The sequence below is a fragment of the Marinitoga aeolica genome (genome assembly GCF_029910535.1).
Taxonomy (GTDB): Bacteria; Thermotogota; Thermotogae; order Petrotogales; family Petrotogaceae; genus Marinitoga; species Marinitoga aeolica.
Genome location: NZ_CP069362.1, coordinates 541,377 through 564,429 on the forward strand (window position 1 = coordinate 541,377; position 23,053 = coordinate 564,429).

20 protein-coding genes, 1 tRNA gene and 3 rRNA genes are annotated in these 23,053 nt (G+C 32.1%); 7 read left to right on the top strand and 17 right to left on the bottom strand.

What is annotated here, in order from left to right:
* The first annotated feature begins 1 nt into the window (after position 1).
* The 5 genes from JRV97_RS02610 to JRV97_RS02630 all read left to right on the top strand — a co-directional run bounded on the left by JRV97_RS02610 (position 2) and on the right by JRV97_RS02630 (position 2,931).
* Entirely contained in the window at positions 2-172 is a 171-nt protein-coding gene (locus JRV97_RS02610; RefSeq protein ID WP_280999925.1) for a hypothetical protein, read from the top strand.
* A gap of 15 nt (positions 173-187) precedes the next feature.
* Positions 188-1,099, top strand: coding sequence for an ABC transporter ATP-binding protein (locus JRV97_RS02615; RefSeq protein ID WP_280999927.1), 912 nt, complete (start codon positions 188-190; stop codon positions 1,097-1,099).
* Positions 1,083-1,721 (top strand): ABC transporter permease, encoded by a 639-nt coding sequence (locus tag JRV97_RS02620; protein ID WP_280999929.1) that lies wholly within the window; start codon positions 1,083-1,085, stop codon positions 1,719-1,721. The genes JRV97_RS02615 and JRV97_RS02620 overlap by 17 nt, the downstream gene beginning before the upstream one ends.
* Positions 1,722-1,747: 26 nt before the next feature.
* Positions 1,748-2,539 (top strand): ABC transporter ATP-binding protein, encoded by a 792-nt coding sequence (locus JRV97_RS02625; RefSeq protein WP_280999931.1) that lies wholly within the window; start codon positions 1,748-1,750, stop codon positions 2,537-2,539.
* 140 nt (positions 2,540-2,679) lie between these two features.
* Positions 2,680-2,931: an ATP-binding cassette domain-containing protein gene (locus tag JRV97_RS02630; RefSeq protein ID WP_280999933.1), complete on the top strand. Its 252-nt coding sequence runs from the start codon at positions 2,680-2,682 to the stop codon at positions 2,929-2,931.
* Between the two features lie 11 nt (positions 2,932-2,942).
* Here JRV97_RS02630 and JRV97_RS02635 read toward each other — a convergent pair whose 3' ends face one another.
* Complete coding sequence (locus JRV97_RS02635) at positions 2,943-3,917, bottom strand: IS3 family transposase (protein WP_280997953.1); 975 nt, start codon at positions 3,915-3,917, stop codon at positions 2,943-2,945.
* 17 nt (positions 3,918-3,934) lie between these two features.
* Positions 3,935-4,339 (bottom strand): transposase, encoded by a 405-nt coding sequence (locus JRV97_RS02640; protein WP_280997950.1) that lies wholly within the window; start codon positions 4,337-4,339, stop codon positions 3,935-3,937.
* A gap of 99 nt (positions 4,340-4,438) precedes the next feature.
* Here JRV97_RS02640 and JRV97_RS02645 point away from each other — a divergent pair, with 99 nt between their 5' ends.
* Positions 4,439-4,924 (top strand): ATP-binding cassette domain-containing protein, encoded by a 486-nt coding sequence (locus tag JRV97_RS02645; RefSeq protein WP_281001024.1) that lies wholly within the window; start codon positions 4,439-4,441, stop codon positions 4,922-4,924.
* A 342-nt stretch (positions 4,925-5,266) separates the two neighbouring features.
* Here the strand turns inward: JRV97_RS02645 and JRV97_RS02650 are convergent, their stop codons facing one another.
* The 9 genes from JRV97_RS02650 to JRV97_RS02690 form a co-directional block, all read right to left on the bottom strand.
* The gene (locus JRV97_RS02650) at positions 5,267-5,398 is read right to left on the bottom strand and encodes a hypothetical protein (protein WP_280999935.1); all 132 of its coding nucleotides are present in this window, start codon (positions 5,396-5,398) and stop codon (positions 5,267-5,269) included.
* 82 nt (positions 5,399-5,480) lie between these two features.
* Positions 5,481-6,095, bottom strand: a complete 615-nt coding sequence (locus JRV97_RS02655) for a YigZ family protein (RefSeq protein WP_280999937.1) — start codon at positions 6,093-6,095, stop codon at positions 5,481-5,483.
* Positions 6,096-6,104: 9 nt separating this feature from the next.
* The gene (locus tag JRV97_RS02660) at positions 6,105-8,696 is read right to left on the bottom strand and encodes a hypothetical protein (protein WP_280999940.1); all 2,592 of its coding nucleotides are present in this window, start codon (positions 8,694-8,696) and stop codon (positions 6,105-6,107) included.
* Positions 8,697-8,760: 64 nt separating this feature from the next.
* A complete protein-coding gene (gene fba, locus JRV97_RS02665) occupies positions 8,761-9,708 on the bottom strand; it encodes a class II fructose-1,6-bisphosphate aldolase (protein WP_280999942.1) in 948 nt (315 codons plus the stop codon).
* A 58-nt stretch (positions 9,709-9,766) separates the two neighbouring features.
* Positions 9,767-10,855 (bottom strand): AAA family ATPase, encoded by a 1,089-nt coding sequence (locus JRV97_RS02670; RefSeq protein WP_280999943.1) that lies wholly within the window; start codon positions 10,853-10,855, stop codon positions 9,767-9,769.
* Between the two features lie 12 nt (positions 10,856-10,867).
* Positions 10,868-11,218 carry a coiled-coil domain-containing protein gene (locus JRV97_RS02675; protein ID WP_280999944.1) on the bottom strand — a complete coding sequence of 117 codons (351 nt, stop codon included), beginning with the start codon at positions 11,216-11,218 and terminating at the stop codon, positions 10,868-10,870.
* Between the two features lies 1 nt (position 11,219).
* Entirely contained in the window at positions 11,220-12,563 is a 1,344-nt protein-coding gene (locus JRV97_RS02680; protein ID WP_280999945.1) for a B12-binding domain-containing radical SAM protein, read from the bottom strand.
* Positions 12,563-13,330: a type III pantothenate kinase gene (locus JRV97_RS02685; protein ID WP_280999946.1), complete on the bottom strand. Its 768-nt coding sequence runs from the start codon at positions 13,328-13,330 to the stop codon at positions 12,563-12,565. Before JRV97_RS02685 ends, JRV97_RS02680 begins: the two co-directional genes overlap by 1 nt.
* 1 nt (position 13,331) lies before the next feature.
* Complete coding sequence (locus JRV97_RS02690; protein WP_280999948.1) at positions 13,332-14,711, bottom strand: L-threonylcarbamoyladenylate synthase; 1,380 nt, start codon at positions 14,709-14,711, stop codon at positions 13,332-13,334.
* Between the two features lie 232 nt (positions 14,712-14,943).
* On the opposite strand from JRV97_RS02690, the gene JRV97_RS02695 reads away from it, so the two are divergent.
* Complete coding sequence (locus JRV97_RS02695; RefSeq protein ID WP_280999950.1) at positions 14,944-15,315, top strand: VanZ family protein; 372 nt, start codon at positions 14,944-14,946, stop codon at positions 15,313-15,315.
* 28 nt (positions 15,316-15,343) lie between these two features.
* Here the strand turns inward: JRV97_RS02695 and JRV97_RS02700 are convergent, their stop codons facing one another.
* The 6 genes from JRV97_RS02700 to JRV97_RS02725 all read right to left on the bottom strand — a co-directional run bounded on the left by JRV97_RS02700 (position 15,344) and on the right by JRV97_RS02725 (position 22,959).
* Positions 15,344-15,976 carry a hypothetical protein gene (locus JRV97_RS02700; RefSeq protein ID WP_280999952.1) on the bottom strand — a complete coding sequence of 211 codons (633 nt, stop codon included), beginning with the start codon at positions 15,974-15,976 and terminating at the stop codon, positions 15,344-15,346.
* A 78-nt stretch (positions 15,977-16,054) separates the two neighbouring features.
* Positions 16,055-18,019: a methyl-accepting chemotaxis protein gene (locus tag JRV97_RS02705; protein ID WP_280999954.1), complete on the bottom strand. Its 1,965-nt coding sequence runs from the start codon at positions 18,017-18,019 to the stop codon at positions 16,055-16,057.
* A gap of 183 nt (positions 18,020-18,202) precedes the next feature.
* Positions 18,203-18,316: ribosomal RNA gene (gene rrf / locus JRV97_RS02710) — 5S ribosomal RNA — on the bottom strand.
* 33 nt (positions 18,317-18,349) lie between these two features.
* A 23S ribosomal RNA gene (locus JRV97_RS02715) occupies positions 18,350-21,266 on the bottom strand.
* A gap of 30 nt (positions 21,267-21,296) precedes the next feature.
* A tRNA-Ala gene (locus JRV97_RS02720) sits at positions 21,297-21,372 on the bottom strand.
* A 45-nt stretch (positions 21,373-21,417) separates the two neighbouring features.
* Positions 21,418-22,959, bottom strand: a 16S ribosomal RNA gene (locus JRV97_RS02725).
* The 16S, 23S and 5S rRNA genes sit together here with 1 tRNA gene alongside, the layout of an rRNA operon.
* Positions 22,960-23,053: the final 94 nt, after the last annotated feature.

A 23,053-nucleotide genomic window follows, 5' to 3' on the forward strand; every position in this document is an offset into this window, starting at 1 on the left:
AATGGAGTTATATTCAATTATCATAATATTGACAGTTTCAGTAATATATTATACAGTCAGAATAAAAATGGAATATAAAGAAGGGACATTAAAATATTATTTAAAAAGTCAATTAAGACATTTTATAGTCATTGCAATTATATTAACATTATTCTGGATAATACTAAAATAAGAGGAGAGGATATATATGGAAATAATAAAATTTAAAGGAGTAAAAAAGCGATATTATAATGGGACTGAAGCAATAAAAGGGGTGGATTTTTCAGTAAGAAGAGGAGAAATAATAGGAATAATAGGCCCAAATGGTGCTGGAAAAACCACATTAATAAAATTAATACTGGGATTATTAAAACCAACAGGAGGTGAAATAGAAATCTTTGGAAAAAACATAAAAAACATAAAAAAATCAGAAAAGAATAAAATAGGTATGGTGCTCGATACACCAGGATTATATGATGATTTAACAATAGAAGAAAATATAAGATTCTGGCAAAAAGTATATAAGAAGAACAATAATGAAATCTGGGATTTAATTGATAGATGGAAATTAACAGAAAAGAAAAAAACATTGGTAAAAAAGCTTTCAGCAGGAATGAGGCAAAAGATCGCAATATTAAATTCATTATCGCATGATCCTGAATTAGTAATAATGGATGAACCTACATCAAACCTCGATCCTGAAGCCAGAAGAGATATAGTGGATTTTTTAAAAGGTTTTAAAGGAACTGACAAATCATTGATAATAACATCACATGATTTATTTGATATAGAAAGAATATGTACGAGAATAATATTTCTCAGGAAAGGAAAAATTATAGTTGATGGAACATTAAAAGAAATGAAAAAAGCATTAAAAATAGAAGATAAAGTAAAAATTATAGTTAGTCAAAAAATACCTGAAAAAATAATAAGAGAAAACAACATAAATATATCTGATGAAAAAACAACAATTATACCAGAAGAAAAGGTTGATGAAATATTGGAAATATTCCGAAAAGAAGGAATTGATGTAAAAAGAATAGAAGACGAAAAAACAACACTTGAAGATATGTATATCTCAATTGTCAGGGAGGATGAAGAAAATGTGGGCTATAATTGAAAAAGAATTAAAGACTTTCTTTCGTAAAAAGAAAGAAAGAAATTTATTCATAATAGTAACAATAATATGGACAATAACAATGCACATAGGAGAGAAACATATATACAATCCATATTTTACTGTAGGCGTATTAGTTTCTTTTTTTATTCCATATATCTATGGATGGATAGCTTTTAATGAAGAAAAAAAGAATAAGAATCTTTTATATTTATTATCTTCGCCACTTGATATAAAAGAGATATTTGCTGGTAAAATCATAGCTTTATTTATATTCACAATAGGTATAGAAATTTTGACTATAACAATAGGAATGATAATAAATCCATTTGCGGGAGGAATATATCCAACAGTTTCTGATCTAATTACATTAATTCTTACAATACCTATAGGAATGACAATAATAAGTGCAATATTAGGAATTAGTCTTATGATTTTAGATAATCCATTTATAATAAAAATAGTGCTATTTTTATTAATTTATTTTTTTGCATTTAAGAGTGAAAAAATAAAGAATATATTTATAATATCAGAATTGTACTACATATTATTTGGAATATTGCTGATAATAGGAATAATATATCTGACACCATTTCTTCTTAATAAGGAGAAAATATATGAATGAGAACCTATTAATCTGGAGGTAGTGAAATGGGAAACATAGGATTTCTCTATAAATACACTAAAGGGCATAGAGGAAGATTGATGACATCGACGATAATGATAATAATATTATCGTATGTATCAATAATGCCAGCAAAATACTACAAAGAAGCAATGGATAACGGGATATTGGCAAGTGATTATGAATATTTAAAAAAGGTTTGTATAACATTAATAGGGATTTATGTATTAAAAAGTATATTGAACTATATAACCTCAAAAATATTTATAATCAGCAGTCAGAGTATAATATTTGAAATAAAAAAGGATCTATTAAAAAGGGTATTAAAATTACCAATGACCTTTTTTGAAGGAAAAGAAACGGGATATATAATGGCAAGAGTTGGAGAGACAGATAAATTACAGATACTATTTTCACAACAAACATTTAAAATATTGATAAGCATAATAGAATTTATAATAGTGTTATATATATTGATGAAATATAATGTAAAACTGACATTAATTGCACTGGCAATAATGCCGTTGTATTATATAGTAACAAGTAAATTTACGGGAAATATATCAAAGATTTCAATGGAATTAATGGAAAAAGGCGCAAAAATGAGTGGAAAATTAGAGGAAAGTATAAGCGGAATAGAAGAAGTTAAAAATCTAAATATAGAAGAAAAAGAAACCAAAAAAAATATTGATTATAACAAAGAATTTGTAAAAACCGCGATAAAACAGGGGATATTATACTCAATAGGAATGGAATTATTAACGTTAATAAGTGCAATAGCAGGAATAATAGTATTATTTATGCAGGAAAAGATATAATCTTTTCAGGATTTACAATAGGTGGATATATAGCATTTGCAAACTATATAGGAAAATTATATGCACCTGTAATACAGCTGGGAACAACAACATTAACAATACAACCAGCATTGAATTCATTAAAAAGAGTAAAAGAAATAATGGAAGAACTAACAGAAGAGGAAAGAAATATAAAAGGGGAGGAATTGACAGAAGAGATAAAAGAGATAAAAATGGAAAATATAGAATTTTCATATGATGGAAAAACGAAAGTATTAAAAGAGATAAATCTGGAAGTAAAAAAAGGAGGAAAAATAATTATAAAAGGACCAAATGGTTCTGGAAAAACAACGTTGATGAAGTTGTTATTGGGAATATATGATGCGGCTTGCCCCCTGGATATTGGAGAATAAATAAGGAAAACTCATTTTTTCACACAAACAATAAAATCATTAAATTTAATAGATTTAATTTCGTCTAAGTTAGAATCAATATCTTGATTAGAAAAAAGATTAAAAACAAAATCAGGAGTAAAATAATTTAAAGAACCGTGAGGCCTTAAATTATTGTAAAAATAAATGTATGAAATATAGTAATTATAAACATCATCAATATGTTCAAATTCAATAGATTCAACAAATTCACGTTGAACACTAGAATGAAAAGATTCAATATAAGCTTGAGAATTAGGATTATTTTTGTAACCAAATTCATGAATAATATTTAATTCATCCATAAAAGCAGCAGTAATTTTAGCTTTAAATTGTGGTCCATTATCTGTCCTAATAATGAGATTATCAGGAGTAGCACCTCTAAAATTAATAGCTTTTCTTAAAGTTGAAATAAAATCTTTAGCTTTAATAGAATTACCAATATAAACACCAACAACAGCCCTATCAAAACTATCGATTATAGTAAGTATTGCGATATAACCATCATATTTAGTGGGGATAAATTTAATATCTGATTCCCAGTATTGATTAGGTCTGGTAATATCGTGATTTTTAGGTCTTCTTTTAGGATGTTTTGGATGATGACGATAATTTCTAATAAGATTTAATTCTTTTCTTAATCTATGAATCTTTTTGTGATTAATAATAATATTATACTTGTGTCTAAAAATAGCAGCTAACTTCTTAGAACCAAGAGTTTTGTAAAAGAACTCAGGATTCAAAGGGTCATCAATAGATAACAAATCAACAAGCAATTGTTTAATATAATCATCAGAAACTTTTTTACCGTCAGCAGTATAGGAATGACCTTTAAAATAAGACTTTCTGGTTCTTTTAACAACAAAAAACAACCTGGTATTATAATAAAAAGAACTGGAACTAATGTTATAACGATTGAGTAAAAAAGAAGTAGAAACACCAAAATCTCTATATTTAAAAACAATCAAAAGATTACCAATAAAAGTCACTTTTTCCAGTTGTGTTTTTTTTTCAAAAAGTTAATCTCATCTTCTTGCATTTTAATAAGCAACTCTTTTTCAATAAGAAGACGTTCATAATATTCAATTTTTTTCTTTAAAGAATTAGTATCATTGGAATTATTATCAGGTTTAACAATACCAGCAGACTCATAAATAAAAGGAGGAACCTTAGAAATATCAGAAATAATGGACTTAGGCCTTCCTTTCTTAGAATTGAAGATATTGTCATCATAACCAGAATCTTCATATTTTTTAACCCATTTATGTAAAGTATGAGGGGAAGGAATACCATTCTTACTAGCAATATCGGATAAAGACTTATCAGAATTAAGATATTCTTTAACAACTTGAAGTTTGAAATCAGGAGAATACTTATTTCTATTTTTCATACCAAACACCCCTTTCATTCCTTTAGTTTAATGATATCATTTTCTTATTTTTTCTCCAAATATTCCATGGGGTGATTACGTGATGGATATAGAGGAAAAATAATTATAAATGGAAAGAATCAAAAAGAAATAGATGTAAAATCATTGAGAGAAAAATTCGGAATAGTATCGCAGAAAATATTCCTGTTTAACGATACAATAAAGAATAATATAATGTATTCATCAAAAGAGATCAGAGAAGAAAAATACAAAGAAATATTGAAAAAAAGCGAATTGGAAAAATTAATAAAAAAATTCCCATTAAAGGATAATCATATGATAACAAACAACGGGCAAAATTTATCAGGAGGACAGAAACAATTAATAGCAATAGCTCGAGCTCTGGCAAAAGGAGCAGATGTATTTATATTTGATGAAGCAACAGCACATATAGACAAAGAAATAAAAGAAACAATAAAACGGATAATAAAAGAGGAATTAAAAGACAAAATATGTTTTATAATAACTCATGATGATGATTTTGATGAAATTGGGGATAAAATATTAAAGTTAAAATATATTGAAGGTGATTCAATCTCTGAATAATGTGAGGTAAAAGCTTCACTTTAGGTAGCATGTAATTTTTTGTGTAAATGCCTCTTCTTGGATGGTAATAATTAAATAAAATTAGATTATTATTTTTAAATTATTTTCATATGAATTATCGTCTATATTGTAATGTGCTTTAGTAGTAATTTTTAGAAGTTTTTGATGTGTTTTTTTGGAAATAAACACTCTTTTGCAATTTTAACTGCAAGATTTAACATTATTAAATTGAGAATATATTTTTAGTGTTGTTTTTAGATTTATTTTTATGTATTCTTGATTATTTCAGGTTTTTGAATTTAGTTGTATTAAGAATTATAGACGTATTTTGTTATTCTTTCTTTAAAAAAGATGGATAGTTCGAGATTTCCAGTTTCTATATCGAGCTGTCCATCTTTTTGTTGCATCTATTGTTGCTAAATACAGTATTTTCATTAATGCATCATCATTTGGAAATATGGCCTGCTTTGCCATTTTAAAAACCCTCTTCTTGGTATTCTACTATATAAAGAAGAGGGTTTTTATTTTTTTCTATTTATACAAAATTTTTTATGGCCTATTTTATTCCAACTTCTTCAGTTCTTAAATATTCAATATGACCTTTATTTTTTAATATTTTCAATATTTCATTTTCTTTATCTTCTTCTATTGCAATTTCAAAACTTACATCTGCTGCAAATTCTTGATTTACTATTTTCCACCCATTTAATCTTTTTAATAATCTTTCAATTTCCGCATGTTTTGAATAATCTGTTTTCACTTTATATATTTTTAAATCTATATATTTTCCTATTTTAGAATTTATAATTGTTTCTTCTGCACATTGTGAATAAGCATCTATTAAGCCTCTTACTCCAAGTTTTACGCCACCAAAATATCGAGTTACTACTATTGCTATATTTGTTAAATCGTGTTTTTCAATAATACCAAATATAGGCTTTCCAGCAGTTCCTGATGGTTCTCCATCATCAGAATAATTAAATTTATTTCCATTCACTTTATATGCCCAGCAATTATGTGTTGCATTTCTATACTTTGAAGATATTTCTTTAATAAATTCTTTTGCTTCTTCTTCAGTATTAACTTTTTTTACATTACCAATAAACTCTGAACGCTTTATTTTTATTGTTGTTTCTTTAGGCGTTAATATTGAAAAATATATTTCAACCACCTCATTTCATTATTGATACAATTTAACTTTATATATTTCATATTCTTGAATATATATAAATTCATTTTCAGAAATCCATTTTACAAAATTCACATAACCTTTATCAACTAAATATCTTTTTATTTCTTCACCTGTTTTCAAATCTTTGATTATTATAAATTTTCCATCTGTCATTATGAGTTTATTTTTATTTATATCTATAGAAACTATCTTTCTAAAGAAATGATGGATTATCTTTTCCATATCTCCATTTAATATATTATATACGAACAAATTTGAATTAATATCCTCAATAAGTATTTTATAACTGTTTTTATATGGAATTATTTTTTTTATAGGATATGTTGTTATTATACTTTTTAAATATTTTTCCCCATCATTATAATGAAAAATAACTTTATTAGATGGTGTATTACTAAAATTCCTAAATTTATCCTTTGAATAATATGAAATCATAATTTTATTGCTAAAATCTCTTTTTATTTCTACCAAAAATCCCAAACTTCCATAATACTTTTTTATTTCATTTTTGTTTTTATAATCATATTTCACTATTTCTTTATCTTTATTTCCATAATAAATATAATCTCCATCAAACTCTGCTGCCACCTGATACGTTTGTTTTTTAAAAAGCAGTTTTTTACTTTTTAAATCATATACTCTTACTTCGCCATCTACTGTAGATATAAATAATTTATCTTTTTCTATTTTTATATTACTAATATAATCATATAATTCAATATTTAATATTTCTTTATTATTTTTTCTTATAGCAACTTCACAAAACTCATTTTCTATAATTTCATAATCTCCAATTTTATTATAAGAAACTATAACATCATCTGATTCATAAAAACTTTTTGCATTTTCTATATAATCAGGAAATACTTTTAAGTTCTTAAATCTTTTATAATATTCCCTATTTTCTTCGATATCATTATCAAGAGAATAAAATCTCAAATATCCATCTATATATTTAATAAATAAATTATCTGTTAAATATCCCATTTCAGGATATGCAACTCTACCTACATTGATAGACTTTATTATGTTAAAATCATTCAGATTTATCTTTAATATTTTTCCAGATAAATATAACACATAAATATAATTATTTTTTGAAGTTATTGTACTAATATAATCATTTTCAGGATACAAGACTTTCACTGTTTCATATGTATCTTTATCTAAAAAAGTTATTTTATTAAAACCGGAAGTTACAACTAAATATTTGTTTGTAAGTAATATTTTCTTTATAAACCAATCTGAAATCTTGATAGTGTTTTGAACACTATAATCTTTTATTATATCTATAGTGCCATCAGATTTTCCAATTATAATTTTATCATTAATATTTTTTATTGTCTCAATATTTTCATATGGAATAGTTTTTTCAATCTTTTTTGCATACATATTATAAAAAAACAAAAATTTTCCATTTGAAATAGTTATGAAATTACTTATAATTTTACCTATCGGAAATTTATTCCTATAATTCTCAAGTGTAAAGATATCTAATAATTTTTGTGTTTCCCTATCATATATTTTTAATTCAAATATATCAGAAATAATATCATATGTAATTACATACTTTTCGTTTTCATCTAAAATATATTTACCTTTAAATAATTTATATTCTTTTTTTATAGGATTTATTATTTCTATATAATTATTAGTATGTCTAATAATATCATTCCTATATACAGTAACTTTATCATCTGTTTTAAAGTTATAAATATTTTGAAGTTCTATATTTGGAACTATATATTTATCATAATAAAGATAATAAAAATAGTAATGAGCATATATACCATTAAATTCATTATTTTTATACTCTCGAACCCACCTTATCCAATCTTTAACTAATTCATCAAAATTCATCCCTGTTATTTCTTCAACATTGGTAAATAAATTTACATATAAATTTTTTATTTCTTCAATTGAATATTTACTCAATAAATATTCAAAAAATGATGGTCCATATCTATAGATATTATTATTTTTACTCATTTCGTTTAATATTTCTTTAGAATTTTCAAAATTTAAAAGTTTTCCATATTTAAAAATAAAATTCAAATATGCCGTTGAATATTCCGAAGAAAAATATTGCGGTATTGCTTCCACTAATATTTCAGAATTAATATTTCCTTTTTTATAATTCTTTCCATATTTTTCGTATGGAAATTGTGATTCAACAAAATGTACCAATTCATGCCTTAACACTGAGGGTGTAGTATAAATTTCTTCTCCACGAATTGCTAAACCACTTACTTTCATTATTGCACTTAACTCATTATCTTTTAGAATAAATACTTTTGCCTTCTTTTTCACATTTCCTATATTAAAAAATGAAAACATCCTATCAAGAAATTCCTGTTCTTTTTGAGCTACAATCCATGCATATTTAGAAAACTCATTATCATTTTCAAAATAAATTTCTAAATTTTTAGTTTCAACTTTAGGCCAATTTTTTTCTGCGTATTTTTTAATATTATCCAGTATAAATTCATTTCTTTTTATAAGGTGGTAATCAATTCCAAAAGATATTATTGCAACTAAAACAATAAATAAAAATAACACCATTTTTTTCATTTTTCCCATCACCCCTATTTTTTATTGTTAAAATGCAAAAATCCCGGAAAATTTTTCCGGGATTTTAATTATATTAGAATAAATCTGCTTTTCCAGCTGAACCTAAAACTTCCATTCTATCTGTAATTACTTTAATTGTATATTCTCTTGCTAATTTAAAATATTTCCTTGGATCAAATTCTTTTGGATTTCCATTTAAAAATTCCCTTAATCCTGCTACAAATGCTATTCTTAAATCTGTATCTGTATTAACTTTGTTAATTCCACATTTTACTGCTTCTTTTAATATTTCTGCTGGAACACCTTTAGCTCCACCAAAATCTGCTCCATGTTTTTCTGCAATTTCAACAAATTCTGGAACTACTGAAGATGCACCATGTAGTACTAATGGTCTTTTTACATATTCTTTAACCTTTTTAATTCTATCATAATCTATTTTTGCTGCACCTTTAAATTTAAATGCACCATGTGATGTTCCTACTGCAGGAGCTAAGAAATCAACATCTGTTTCTTCAACAAATATTTTTGCTTCTTCTGGATCAACTAATACGTTCTCTGCTGCTACTGCTTCATCTTCAATACCAGCTAATTGTCCTAATTCTGCTTCAACTGATACGCCTGCAGCATGAGCAATCTTAACAATTTCTTTTGTTATTTTCATATTTTCTTCAAATGGATGTTCGGAAGCATCAATCATAACAGATGAATATCCAGCTTTTATAGCTGCAACAATATATTCAAAACTCTTTCCATGATCAAGATGCAATGCTACCGGGATATTTGCTTCATCTGCAAAAGTTCTTACCATTTTCACAAAAATTTCTGCACCTTTTCTAAAATCTCCATTCCCTGCATATTTCATTGCACCCTGACTTGTTTCAATAATAACTGGTGAATTCATTTTTATTCCAGCTTCAATTATATAATGTAAAAATTCAAGATTATTAATATTTAAAGCTGGAACTCCATATCCATGTTTGTCAGCATTTTCCAAAATAACTTTAGTGTCTACATAAGGCATTTTAACCCCTCCCAACAAATAATTTATCGTAATTCGGAATAATTATATCATAATACTGTTAAATCTCTTCTAACCAATTTACATTATCTAAAACAATTGCCAACTCTTCAAATAATTTTTCAAAAAAAGCTTTTTTTAATCCTTTGTTTTTATTCGCAAAATGATCTATATTCCTTAATATTGAATAAGCAGAATCTTTTGAAAGAATCTGCGAGAATTCTTTTATATTTTTTGCTATCAATTTGTGTTCAGCATTATCCAATATTTTTATCATTTCATCTTCTTCAAGATTCTCAAAATATTTATTTATTCTTAAAACAATAGAATTTTTTTCATCAATATTCATACTTTTCACTCTATTTAAAACTATATCATCAAGTTCAAAAAGTATTTTTTCCGGTGTTGGTAAATTACTTTTTTCCTCCAGATAATTAACAAAAGTTCTTGCAGCTTCAGGGCCAACTATTCCTGAAGCTAAAATATAAGCATATTCTTTAACTTCAAGTTCTGACAAATTATTTAAAACTCTACTTAATTTATACCAACTTCTAGGACTGGGTTTTAAATCCAATCTAAAAGACACACTTTTTCCATTAGAAATAAATTCTGGATATTCTTTTATAAAAGAAATAACTTCATTACTTACATCCTGTTTTTTAGCCCAATTAACCCATTCATTTACCTCTGGATTTAAACTTAAGTGAAAAAATCGTGACATAAATGCAGGATCAGTTATTAAATCTACCTGATCATAATCATCGTCAGGCGGGTTAGCTGCTGCCATTATCCATGTTCCTTCAGGCAAAATATGGTTATGAATTCTCCTGTCTAATAATAATTGCATAATAGCATTTCTAATAGATCTATGAGCCCTATTAATTTCATCTATCATTATAATTGTATTATCCTCTTCAGGCCACCAATCTGGTTTTAAAAAAACTGTTTTATCCTCACTTTTAGAAGGTAATCCTATTAAATCCCCTGGTTCCATTTGAGATATAACTAAAATTATTAACTTCCGATCTGTTTCTTTTGCTATATCACGTGCAATATCCGTTTTACCAACACCAAAATGTCCCCATAATAATGGTATTTCACCAGACTCCATAATCTTTTTTGATAAAAATTTTATATCACTTGGTTTCATTCCATCACCTCATTATCCATTTGAATTAAATCTTCTTCTTGATATTTCTTCTTGGATCTTCATATACCCATTTTTTATGGCAACTTTTCCCTTATTTGCAGTTTTTATTTGCTTTTTTACCTTTTCCATTTCTGATTTTATCTTATTAATCCTTTTTTTATCATCCTCAGTTAATTTTTCTACCCTATTCTTTATTAATAGAGATGAAGAATATTTAACCATTTTATCAAGGATTTTTTTTCTTTGCTCTAAAATTTTTGGCAATGTTTCAAAATCTTCATTTAAAATAATTCTATCTATGAGATTTTCTATTTTATTTAAATCTTCTATCAAATTTTTTATTTCTTCGGAATTTTCTTCCATTTTAATTCCCTCTTTCTGCTTTTTTATCGCGCAAATATGCTTTTATTTTTTCGATTTCATCAGCATTCATCCCATATTTCCACCAATATGGTAATACTGAATTATTCAATAATAATGGATCAGTATCTGGTTTCAACCATCCTTTTGATATCAAGTCCATATACTGGGGAGTGTTAGGGATTGGCGTAAATTCATTCACTGATGGAGTTATCCCTAAATCAAAACAAAAATCAATACCTCTAATTACATCATCAACTTTTTGATCTGGTAAATTTGTCATTATATATGCTGATGTCTCTGTTAACCCTTCATCTAATAAATATTTTACAGCTCTTACCAAATCTTCATTTGTAACTTTACCACCAGTTCTTTTTTGCATTTCTTCATCGGATGTCTCATATCCTAATTTAATAACTTTAAAATTAGCTTTTGCAAATAATTTAGCTATTTTTTTATCTACTAATTTTGCATGTATTCCATTTGGTAAATGATATCTAACATCAAATTTTGAAAGAGCTTCTAATAATTTTTCTTTCTCTGGATGAATCAAAAAAGCATCGTCAAAAAACACTACATCTTTTACTGGTTTTTCTTTAAGAATTTTTTCAAGTCCTTTAATTATATTTTTTATACTTCTTTTCTGATATTTCCACATTCTGGGAGTAACACAATAAGTACATTTAAATGGACATCCAATTGAAGAAGTTATTACAACATTAGGTATCTTCCCTTCATATAACTCATATAATGGTTCTAAATTCTCAAACCAATCTATTTCAGTTATATTTTCATTATAATAATCAAGTAATTGTTTTATAGCTATATTACCTGTTCCGTTAATCACTTTAACATTTAAACTGTTAAAATATTTTTTAGCGTGGTCTGGCATAATATTAACATATATGCCGCCCAAAAATATAGGTTTTTCAGGAAAAATTTCTCTTATTACTTCAATAGTTTTATATACTCCATAATACCAATAAGTCATTACAGAAGTAACCAATATTCCATCAACGTCTTTATAATCTTTTAATCTTTTAATAAATTCATCTTTGGGTAGTCCATATCTTTTGAATTTTCTCGGTATATCTTTTATTACATATGGTTTTTCTACTTCTTCAAAATAAAATTTTCCAGTTCCATAATATCTATCTTTAATTAAATTATTTTCTATAAAATATTTATCATATCTATTCATTAAGTCTATTAAACTAACTTTATATCCATGATTTTTTAATATACTTCCTATGTATAACAGGCCTAATGGTTTTAACCAAAAATCGTATGCTGCTGTATCATAAATCCATGGATTTATCAACAAAAAATGTTTTGATGAATGATTCATCAATCTACTCCTTTCATTAATTCATAAAAGGTGTTTAATCCTTTTAATGTCAAATATGGATCATAATGATTAAATTCAGGAATTATTCCCTTTAATGATTTACCAATACCACCCGTTATAACTATTTTAAATTCTTTTTTATATTCACTCTCAATGTCCTTTAATAATTGTTGTATTCCATATACAACAGTTTTAATTATTCCAATTTGAATATTATCTATTGTATTTTTACCTACAGAATAATCTAAAAATTCCAACTCTACCTGAGGTAATTTGGCTGTTTTAGAAAACAAAGCCATCATTTGCGTATTTATCCCCGGTATAATTGCTCCACCAATAAAATTACCTTCATATAAAACATCTATTGTAATTGCTGTTCCGAAATCTATTGCAATAGCATTCTCACCATAATATTTTTTTAACGCCAAAATATTAGCTATCCTATCTGCACCAACCTCATTGGGATAGTCAACCTTTAACTCAATACTATTTAAATATTGTGAATTTACAAAAATTGCATCTGATTTATAATATTTTTGTGCAAATTTAGCCAGAATATAATTAACCGATGGAACAACTGAAGAAATAACGACAGAATCAATATCCTTTTCTTTTATATTTTCTCTATTAAACAGCGGAAACAAATGTGAATATAATTCATCTTCTGTCTCAAAAGATTTTGTCCCAATTCGCCATGTATGTAAAATTTTTTCTTCATATATTCCTACTACAATATGTGTATTTCCAACATCAAATAATAATCTCAATCTATTCACCCCAAATCTCTGAAGCTGCTTTCCTTAATCTGTTCATTATTGAAATTCCCAATCCTTTATCTTCTACTCCTTCAATTATAATAACATCATTATTTGTTTTATCTGCATTTCTTAAAATAGAAAATAAATTTACGGCTATTCTATAGTAATCATTTTTATTACCCGAAATTATTATATCATATTCATTAAAATATTTTTTATCTTCTTCAAACAAAACAAGCAAAGGCTTTTTAAACTGTTTTATATTCTCTTTTATTTTCTGAATTCTTTTTTCTGAAAATTCCACTAAAATTGTTTTCTTATCTGGAGCATAATGTCTGTATTTCATTCCTGGAGCTTTAGCAATGTCAACCTTTCCCTTTCCATAAATAAAATCTGGAATATTTATTTTACCAAAAACTTCAATTAATTTTTCTGGTGTTATTGGTCCTGGCCTTAATAATGTTGGTATTTTTTCAGTTAAATCTATAACAGTAGATTCCAATCCAAAGTTAACATCTCCACCGTCTATAATAATATCTACTCTTCCTAACATATCCTCTATTACATGTTCAGCAATTGTTGGACTGGGTTTTCCTGATAGATTCGCACTTGGTGCTGCTATAGGAACTCCAGACATTTCAATTAATTTATTTGCAATAGGATGAGCTGGTATTCTTACTGCAACAGTAGGCCGATTCGCAGAAACTATATCAGGAACATTATTTTTTTTATTTAACACAAAGGTTATAGGACCCGGGACAAATATTTTTATTTTTTCCAGCATTTCGTTTGAAATATATGCAAATTCACGTATTTTTTCCAGTTTATCTATATGTAAAATTAGAGGATTGTCCGATGGTCTTCCCTTAGCTTTATATATTTTTTTCACTGCATTTTCATTCAATCCATTAGCACCTAAACCATATACAGTTTCTGTAGGGAATACAACTAAATGGCCTTTTTTTATTTCTTCAGATGCTATTCTTAATTTTGATTCATCGATATTTAATGGATCTAACTTTATTATTTCAGTTTTCATTTTTTCTCCTTTTATTTCTTTTTTTGCCTCCTCTAAGAAAGCAACTGCCTCTCTTAAATGAGGTATAACTATAGATCCTCCAACAATCAATGCAATATCAAAAACTTCATAAAACTCTTTATCTGTAACCCCTTCTTCTAAACATCTTTTAATATGATACGCTATACATCCTTCGCATCTTAATACCATAGAAGCAACAAGCCCCATCATTTCTTTATACTTTGTAGGTATTTCACCATCTTTATACACTGAACCATCTAAATTAAAAAATCTTTTAGTATTTAAAGTTCCATTTTTTAATATTTTCTCATTCATTTTTTCTCTAAAATCATTAAATTCTTTTAAATTCATACTCTACCTCCTTAAAATTTTTTCAAACATATATTTTATAATTTAATATACATCTATAATCTATCTCACATTTGTTTTTGAATAATTATAATAATGTAAATTTTTAATTTCTCAACAAAAAGATAGATGTAATAAAAATACTTGTATATTTTTAGTTATCATTATAGCTTTGGCTATAGGAATTTATTTTTATGATATAATAAATATGAATCTGAAATTAGGAGGTATTTTGATGACACACAAAAAAGTTTTCATCTGGGATCTTTTATTTATCATATATTTAATAGTATTAACATATTTTGCTACCACACCAAAGCCACCATTTAATTATTCAAAGTTCTATGGTGAAGATAAAATATGGCATTTTTTAGCTTATGCGGGAGGTATGTTTTTATTCTTAAAAAGTTATTTTAATAGAAAATTCTTTCTATATTTTTTTGGAGCTATAATTTTTATTCTTCCTATAGGAAGTGAATATATTCAAGCATTATCTCCATATAGATATTTTTCTATGTATGATGCTTTAGCAAGTTATGCAGGCATTTTAGCTGTAATAATAACTTTGATAATTTATAAAAAATTTTTAATAAAGAACAAAACATAATTAAAAGGATTTCCAGCTGGAAATCCTTTTAATTTTTATTATTATCTTCAATTATTTCTTGCTTTACATTTATATATTCTACTCCACCTTCTTCAATTTGCATTTGATTTTCATCTTCACCTTTTTCCCACTTATCAAATTTTTTCATAACTAAATCATATGTTTTTTCACTAACTTCTGGTAATTTACCTCCTAAAATCCCTTTCACATCTTCAAATCCTTTTTTAACTGCATTTCTTAATAATTCAATTTTTGATTTATCATTACCAGAAATAGATTTAGCAAATTCTAATATTCTATCTGATACTGCTTCAGGACTCCACTTACCATTTTTTAATTCTTCTTTCATTTCTAATTTCTCATCTGGTGTAATTCCTAATTGTTTTTTTATTTTATCTTCTACCCACGCTTTAAATTCATCAAACATTTTTTGTGAATCACTTTGTAATTCTTTCCAACGATTAGAATTAATCTTAAGTTTCTTATTAACCAAACTTGAATAAGTAGCTTTCATATATTCTATCTCGGTTTTAACATAAACATCTCCTTTAAATTTTTTGTCTATAACTTTTCCATTGGCTTTTTCAAAATTTTCTTTTTTATCAATTTTTTTTACTTCTGAATACTTAAAATACTCAAAACCATTATTATCGATTCTCATTTTATCACCTCCATTTAACTTATCGACTATTTTTAATATTACATTAATAATAAAAAGGCTCCTTTAAGGAGCCTCAGACTATATTTTAAATTTCTTTAATCCTTCAACCAATGATTCTGATTTCATCTTTAATTCCTCTGTAAATTCTTCTAATTTTCTTATATTATCACTTTGATTACTTATTGCTTCTGCAATACTCGAAATTTCTTCTGAAATTAAAGAAACTTCACGTGTAATTTTATCCATTCCTGCTGATATTTCTTCCGTTGATGCGCTTTGTTCTTCCGAACTTGAACTTAAATCTTCTATATTTAATGTAATTTGACGTATTTTTTCCATTATGACTTCAAATTTTTCTGAAATATTTCCTGATTCTGTTTCTACATCTTTAATTATTTCACCTGTTTTTTCAGTGGCTTTGCTTGCACTTTTTGCACCTTCCTGAATTTCTAATAGTATTTGAGCAATTTGTTCCGTAGCTTTTTTAGATTCTTCTGCCAATTTCCTTATTTCATCTGCAACTACTGCAAATCCTTTACCTGCTTCTCCTGCTCTTGCTGCTTCTATTGCCGCATTCAATGCTAATAAATTTGTTTGTTCAGTAATATTTTCTATTGTTTCAACAATTTGTCCTATATTTTCTGCGTTTGAAACTAATTCATTTACAGTATTTACTGTTTTATTTGATTGTTCTACAGCATGAGATATTATTTCAACGATTTTTATAATTGATTCATTTCCTTCTTTTGCAGTATTAGATACATCTAAAGCTTCTTTTGATAAATTTTGAGCGCTTGTTGATATATTTTGAGCTGCTGCTGTAATTTCTTCAACTCCAGAATTTATTTCTTCTACAGATGCAGCGGCTGAATATGAACTTTCACTTATTTTTTCTGTTTTTTCATTAATATCCTTCATTTGTGCAGACTGAATATCTGCATTTTTGTTTATGTCAAACGACATTTTCTCCAAATCTTCTGATGAATGTTTTATTTCTTTTAAATAATTAACAAGATTTTTAGACATATAATTCAATGATTTTGAAATTTCAGCAATTTCATCCTTTCCTTTAATTTCAAATTTTTGAGTTAAATCACCTTCACCAAATTTTTTCACTTTATCTGCTAATGTAATTAAAGGTTTAGCTATAGAATTTCCCAATAATATTGAAACAAACAAGGCAACTATAACAGCTAATAAAACAATTATATTAAAAAATTGTATTAATTTTTTTGAATTTTCTAACAATATATTTTCTGGAATAGATATGGCAACAGTCCAATTTAATGATTTTACAGGAGTATAAAACAACATTCTTTTTCCATCATTAGCAACAATATTACCGTATCCTTTTTCACCATTAAGCATTTTCTTAGACAATTCATCCATACCCTTAAATTTAGATTCCAAAATATTACTGCCAATATAATCTTTAATTGAATGAGCAATTATAATTCCTTGGGAATCCGTAATAAAGCTATAAATATCTTTTTCATTATCAGTAGTTAAAAAATCCAAAAATCTATTTACGGAAATTGTAGCACCAATTAATCCAATAGTATTATTATTTTCATCTTTAATAGAATGTGCAATAACAATAATAGATGAACCATCAGCTTTTGAAATTAAAACATCACTAATTGCTATATTTTTTCCAGACATTATTTCCTGAAAATATTTTCTATCTTTAATATTTGTTTTTACATCTGAAGTTGTATATGCATTACCATTTTTATCTGCAATAAAAAGCATCGAAAAATCGTTCAAAACTTTCAAATCGTTTTTCAATACATTAATAGAATCATCAATATTCATACTTTTAAATAACTTTTTATTAGAAATTATTTCCATCTGATGAATTAATCCATCAAAAAAATTTTCAATTTGTTTTGATTGTTGTTCTAAAATTGAAAAAGAAGAATCTGAAATCATTGTTTTTAATGAAGATCCTAAATAAAAATATAAAAAAATACCAACAAATAATCCTGCTAAAATAATGATAATTGAAAAAGTTAAAGTAATTTTTGTTTTAATAGATTTCACTATATCCCTCCTTAGCAAACTATATTATATAATGCATTGTTTATTTTATTATACCATATGTTATATAAATATATACAACATAATAGTAACAATGTTAAAAATTATAACATTTATTAAGTTAATTTTTCAAAAATAAAGTAATAAATAAAAACCCCTGTCATAGAGACAGGGGAAAAATAAAAAGAGGGGCGCTACCTACTCTCGCATGGATTGCCCATACTACCATCGGCCCAGATATGCTTAACGGTCGGGTTCGGCATGGATCCGCGTGTTTCCATATCTGGTATCTGCACCCCTCAATACTCATTCACATGTGCATAGTTACTTAATAAGGTCAAGGCCTCGGGCTATTAGTACCGGTCGGCTCAATACATCACTGTACTTACACCTCCGGCCTATCTACGTCCTCGTCTCGAACTGCCCTTACCTCCGAAGAGTGGGAAACCTCATCTCGGGGCCCGTTTCCCGCTTAGATGCTTTCAGCGGTTATCGGTCAGGTACATAGCTACTCAGCTCCTGCTCCTGGCGGAACAGCTGATTCACTAGCGGTACCCTCACACCGGTCCTCTCGTACTAGGTGTGACCCCCCTCAAGTTTCCTACGCCCGCAGCAGATAGGGACCGAACTGTCTCACGACGTTCTGAACCCAACTCACGTACCGCTTTAATGGGCGAACAGCCCAACCCTTGGGACCTACTTCAGCCCCAGGATGCGATGAGTCGACATCGAGGTGCCAATCCGCGCCGTCGATATGAACTCTTGAGCGCGATAAGCCTGTTATCCCCGGGGTAACTTTTATCCGTTGATCGACGGCCCTTCCACTCGGATCCGCCGGGTCACTAAGACCGTGTTTCCACCCTGCTCGACCTGTCAGTCTCGCAGTCAGGCAGGCTTTTGCCTTTACACTCTCCTGTGGATTTCCAACCCACATGAGCCTACCTTCGCGCACCTCCGTTACTCTTTAGGAGGCGACCGCCCCAGTCAAACTGCCCACCTAACACTGTCCCATCACTGCTCTTCACAGTCAATGGTTAGTAACCCATCATGCTGAGGGTGGTATCCCACCAGCGGCTCCACCTACCCTTGCGAGCAGGTTTCTCTGCCTCCCACCTATCCTGTACACAACATGACAAGTTACAATGTCAGGCTACAGTAAAACTCCACGGGGTCTTTCCGTCTAACTGCGGGTACTGGGCATCTTCACCCAGTCTGTAATTTCACCAGGCCCTCCGCTGAGACAGTGTCCAAATCGTTACGCCATTCATGCAGGTCGGAACTTACCCGACAAGGAATTTCGCTACCTTAGGACCGTTATAGTTACGGCCGCCGTTTACCGGGGCTTCGGTTCGTACCTCTCAGCACTCCCCTTAACCTTCCGGCACTGGGCAGGCGTCAGACCCTATACGTCCTCTTTTCGAGTTCGCAGAGTCCTGTGTTTTTGGTAAACAGTCGCCTGGACCTTGTCACTGCGACTCCCCAATGCAGTATAAACCACATCAAGGAGCACCCCTTCTCCCGAAGTTACGGGGCTATTTTGCCGAGTTCCTTAGCGGAGGTTAGCCTGCTCCCCTTAGCCTTCTCAGCTCGCCCACCTGTGTCGGTTTTCGGAACGGGCATACATCAACCAGTAAGCGAGGTTTTTCTTGGCAGCCTGGCTACCACCTCGTTGGACCTACGTCCTCCCCATCACGCTTCAGCCTCCACCGGCGGATTTACCTACCAGCTTCTCAGACCTTTGCGCTTAGATGAGCCTGCCACTTGCTCACGAGGCTTTACCTTCTGCGTCACCCCTCTTACTATCGGTCATGTATGGCACAGGATTCTTTACCTGTTTTCCATCGGTTACTCCTTTCGGATTCACCTTAGGTCCCGGCTTACCCTGGGCGGACGACCCTTCCCCAGGTACCCTTGGGCTTTCGGGGGGAAGGATTCTCACCTTCCTCTCGTTACTCATGCCCACATCCGCTCTTGTGCTTCGTCCAACATACCTCACGATATGCCTTCTCCCTACTGCACAATGCTCCCCTACCAATCCGCAGATTCCGCAGCTTCGGAGTATAGCTTCAGCCTCCTTACATTTTCGGCGCAGTCCGCCTCAACCGGTGAGCTGTTACGCACTCTTTTAATGATGGCTGCTTCTAAGCCAACATCCCGGCTGTCTCTGGCAGTCCACTACCTTTCACACTTAGCTATCTCTTCGAGCCCTTAGCTGGCGGTCTGGGCTGTTTCCCTCTCGACCATGGAGCTTTTCCCCCACAGTCTGTCTCCCAACCACTAAGTAACGGTATTCGGAGTTTGACAAGTTTCGGAGGTTACCCCCCTACGCCTATCAGTGCTCTACCCCCGTTACTCTTGGTTGAGGCCGTGCCTACACACGTTTCGGGGAGATCCAGCTATCACCAGGTTCGGTTGGCTTTTCACCCCTATCCACAGGTCATCCGAATGCGTTTCACTGCATACCGGTTCGGGCCTCCATTGCGTTTCACCGCAACTTCACCCTGCCCATGGATAGCTCACCTGGCTTCGGGTCTGCATACATTGACTCTACGCCCTTTTCAGGCTCGCTTTCACTTCGGATCCACCTCTCCCGGCTTATCCTCGCCAATGCATGCAATTCGTGGGCACATTAATCAAAAGGCACGCGGTCACTCCTCTCAGAGCTCCCACTTCTTGTAGGCTTACGGTTTCAGGTTCTCTTTCACTCCCCTCCCGGGGTCCTTTTCACCTTTCCCTCACGGTACTTTTCCGCTATCGGTCGACGGGTAGTATTTAGCCTTGGATGGTGGTCCACCCTGATTCACGCAGGATTCCTCGTGTCCCACGCTACTTGGGAGAGTAATCCAGGAGCTTCTATGTATTTCGCCTACGGGACTTTCACCCTCTTCGGTGTACCTTCCCAGATACTTCGGCTATACATATTTCACTCCCGAGCCTCATGCAGTTGGCTCCGATTACTTCCCTCTACCCCAGTTAGGCAACGGCTGCACCCTTTTACACCTAACTGGTTTGGGCTCCTCCCCTTTCGCTCGCCACTACTCAGGGAATCTCTCTTGATTTCTTTTCCTCCGGGTACTAAGATGTTTCCCTTCCCCGGGTTCGCCTCCCTTTCGGGATCTTCGGGTTGCCCCATTCGGATATCCACGGATCTACGCTCGCTTGCAGCTCCCCGTGGCTTTTCGCAGCTTGCCACGTCCTTCTTCGCCTCCCGTCGCCTAGGCATCCTCCGTAAGCCCTTTTTACCTTGACCTTATCTTTCACTATGCACTTGTCAATGAGCTGGTGGAGTAGAGGGGACTTGAACCCCTAACCTTCTGCGTGCAAGGCAGACGCTCTCCCAGTTGAGCTACTACCCCTACTCCTTCACTACTGAACAGAGACACCCATTTTTTTCTCCTTAGAAAGGAGGTGATCCAGGCGCACCTTCCGGTACACCTACCTTGTTACGACTTAGCCCCCCTCGCTGACTCCACCCTCAATAACCGGCCTCCTTTCGGTTAGCCTGGCCATCTTCGGGCGTTTCCAACTCGGGTGGCTTGACGGGCGGTGTGTACAAGACCCGGGAACGTATTCACCGCAGTGTGGCTGACCTGCGATTACTAGCGATTCCGGCTTCATGCAGTCGGGTTTCAGACTGCAATCTGAACTGGGGTAGGGTTTCTGGGATTCGCTCCACCTTTCGGCCTCGCTGCCCTCTGTCCCTACCATTGTAGCGCGTGTGTCGCCCAGGACATAAGGGGCACGATTACCTGACGTCATCCCCTCCTTCCTCCGCCTCGTCGGCGGCTGTCCCGTTAGGGTTCCCACCTTTACGTGCTGGCAACTAACGGCAAGGGTTGCGCTCGTTGCGGGACTTAACCCAACACCTCACGGCACGAGCTGACGACGGCCGTGCACCACCTGTTTAGGCTCCCAGTACCGAAGTACCAGGTCGGATACATCTCTGCATCCTACCACCTATATGTCAAGCCCTGGTAAGGTCCTTCGCTTAGCTTCGAATTAAACCACACGCTCCACCGCTTGTGCGGGTCCCCGTCAATTCCTTTGAGTTTCATCCTTGCGGACGTACTCCCCAGGCGGCCCACTTATCGCCTTAGCTTCAGCACGAACGGTACTACCGCTCACACCTAGTGGGCATCGTTTACGGCTAGGACTACCCGGGTATCTAATCCGGTTTGCTCCCCTAGCTTTCGGGCCTCAGCGTCAGGTTTACCCCAGGAGACCGTCTTCACCACCGGCCTTCTTACCTGTATCTACGCATTTCACCGCTACACAGGTAATTCCGTCTCCCTCTAGTAACCTCAAGTCAATCAGTTTCAGACGCAACCCCCTGGTTGAGCCAGGATCTTTTACATCTGACTTAATTGACCGCCTACACCCCCTTTACGCCCAGTGATTCCGGGCAACGCTCGCCCCCTACGTATTACCGCGGCTGCTGGCACGTAGTTAGCCGGGGCTTTTCCTTATCTACCCTCATCAGTGAGTCATTCCCTACTCACCTTATTGTTCGATAAGTTCAGGAGTTTACGTCCCGAAGGACTTCTTCCTCCACGCGGCGTCGCTGGATCAGGGTTTCCCCCATTGTCCAATATTCCCCACTGCTGCCTCCCGTAGGAGTGGGGGCCGTGTCTCAGTCCCCCTGTGGCCGGCCACGCTCTCACGCCGGCTACCCGTCGTCGGCTTGGTAGGCTTTTACCCTACCAACTACCTGATGGGTCGCAGGCAGCTCCTCCAGCCATGCCAAGGCACGCTTTCACCTCTCGGTCTTATCCGGTATTAGCCACCGTTTCCAGTGGTTGTCCCGGTCTGGAGGACACTTTCCTACGCGTTACTCACCCGTTCGCCACTAGTACTACAGCCCGAAGACTGCCTCCTCGTTCGACTTGCATGTGTTAAGCACGCCGCCAGCGTTCGCCCTGAGCCAGGATCAAACCCTCCATCCAAGATTTCGAGTTCGATCTTAACTCTCACTTTTTTACTTCCGCTGGGTGTCTCTGTTCACTTGTCAAGGAGCTTCTTCTTTTCCTCTTCTTTTTC

What these genes read in the sequence shown, in the direction of transcription:
- JRV97_RS02610 (WP_280999925.1), top strand. Translation starts at nt 2, where the DNA reads ATGGAGTTATATTCAATTATCATAATATTGACAGTTTCAGTAATATAT.
- JRV97_RS02615 (WP_280999927.1), top strand. Translation starts at nt 188, where the DNA reads ATGGAAATAATAAAATTTAAAGGAGTAAAAAAGCGATATTATAATGGG.
- JRV97_RS02620 (WP_280999929.1), top strand. Translation starts at nt 1,083, where the DNA reads ATGTGGGCTATAATTGAAAAAGAATTAAAGACTTTCTTTCGTAAAAAG.
- JRV97_RS02625 (WP_280999931.1), top strand. Translation starts at nt 1,748, where the DNA reads ATGGGAAACATAGGATTTCTCTATAAATACACTAAAGGGCATAGAGGA.
- JRV97_RS02630 (WP_280999933.1), top strand. Translation starts at nt 2,680, where the DNA reads ATGGAAGAACTAACAGAAGAGGAAAGAAATATAAAAGGGGAGGAATTG.
- JRV97_RS02640 (WP_280997950.1), bottom strand. Translation starts at nt 4,339, where the DNA reads ATGAAAAATAGAAATAAGTATTCTCCTGATTTCAAACTTCAAGTTGTT.
- JRV97_RS02650 (WP_280999935.1), bottom strand. Translation starts at nt 5,398, where the DNA reads ATGGCAAAGCAGGCCATATTTCCAAATGATGATGCATTAATGAAAATA.
- JRV97_RS02660 (WP_280999940.1), bottom strand. Translation starts at nt 8,696, where the DNA reads ATGGGAAAAATGAAAAAAATGGTGTTATTTTTATTTATTGTTTTAGTT.
- fba (WP_280999942.1), bottom strand. Translation starts at nt 9,708, where the DNA reads ATGCCTTATGTAGACACTAAAGTTATTTTGGAAAATGCTGACAAACAT.
- JRV97_RS02670 (WP_280999943.1), bottom strand. Translation starts at nt 10,855, where the DNA reads ATGAAACCAAGTGATATAAAATTTTTATCAAAAAAGATTATGGAGTCT.
- JRV97_RS02675 (WP_280999944.1), bottom strand. Translation starts at nt 11,218, where the DNA reads ATGGAAGAAAATTCCGAAGAAATAAAAAATTTGATAGAAGATTTAAAT.
- JRV97_RS02680 (WP_280999945.1), bottom strand. Translation starts at nt 12,563, where the DNA reads ATGAATCATTCATCAAAACATTTTTTGTTGATAAATCCATGGATTTAT.
- JRV97_RS02690 (WP_280999948.1), bottom strand. Translation starts at nt 14,711, where the DNA reads ATGAATTTAAAAGAATTTAATGATTTTAGAGAAAAAATGAATGAGAAA.
- JRV97_RS02695 (WP_280999950.1), top strand. Translation starts at nt 14,944, where the DNA reads ATGACACACAAAAAAGTTTTCATCTGGGATCTTTTATTTATCATATAT.
- JRV97_RS02700 (WP_280999952.1), bottom strand. Translation starts at nt 15,976, where the DNA reads ATGAGAATCGATAATAATGGTTTTGAGTATTTTAAGTATTCAGAAGTA.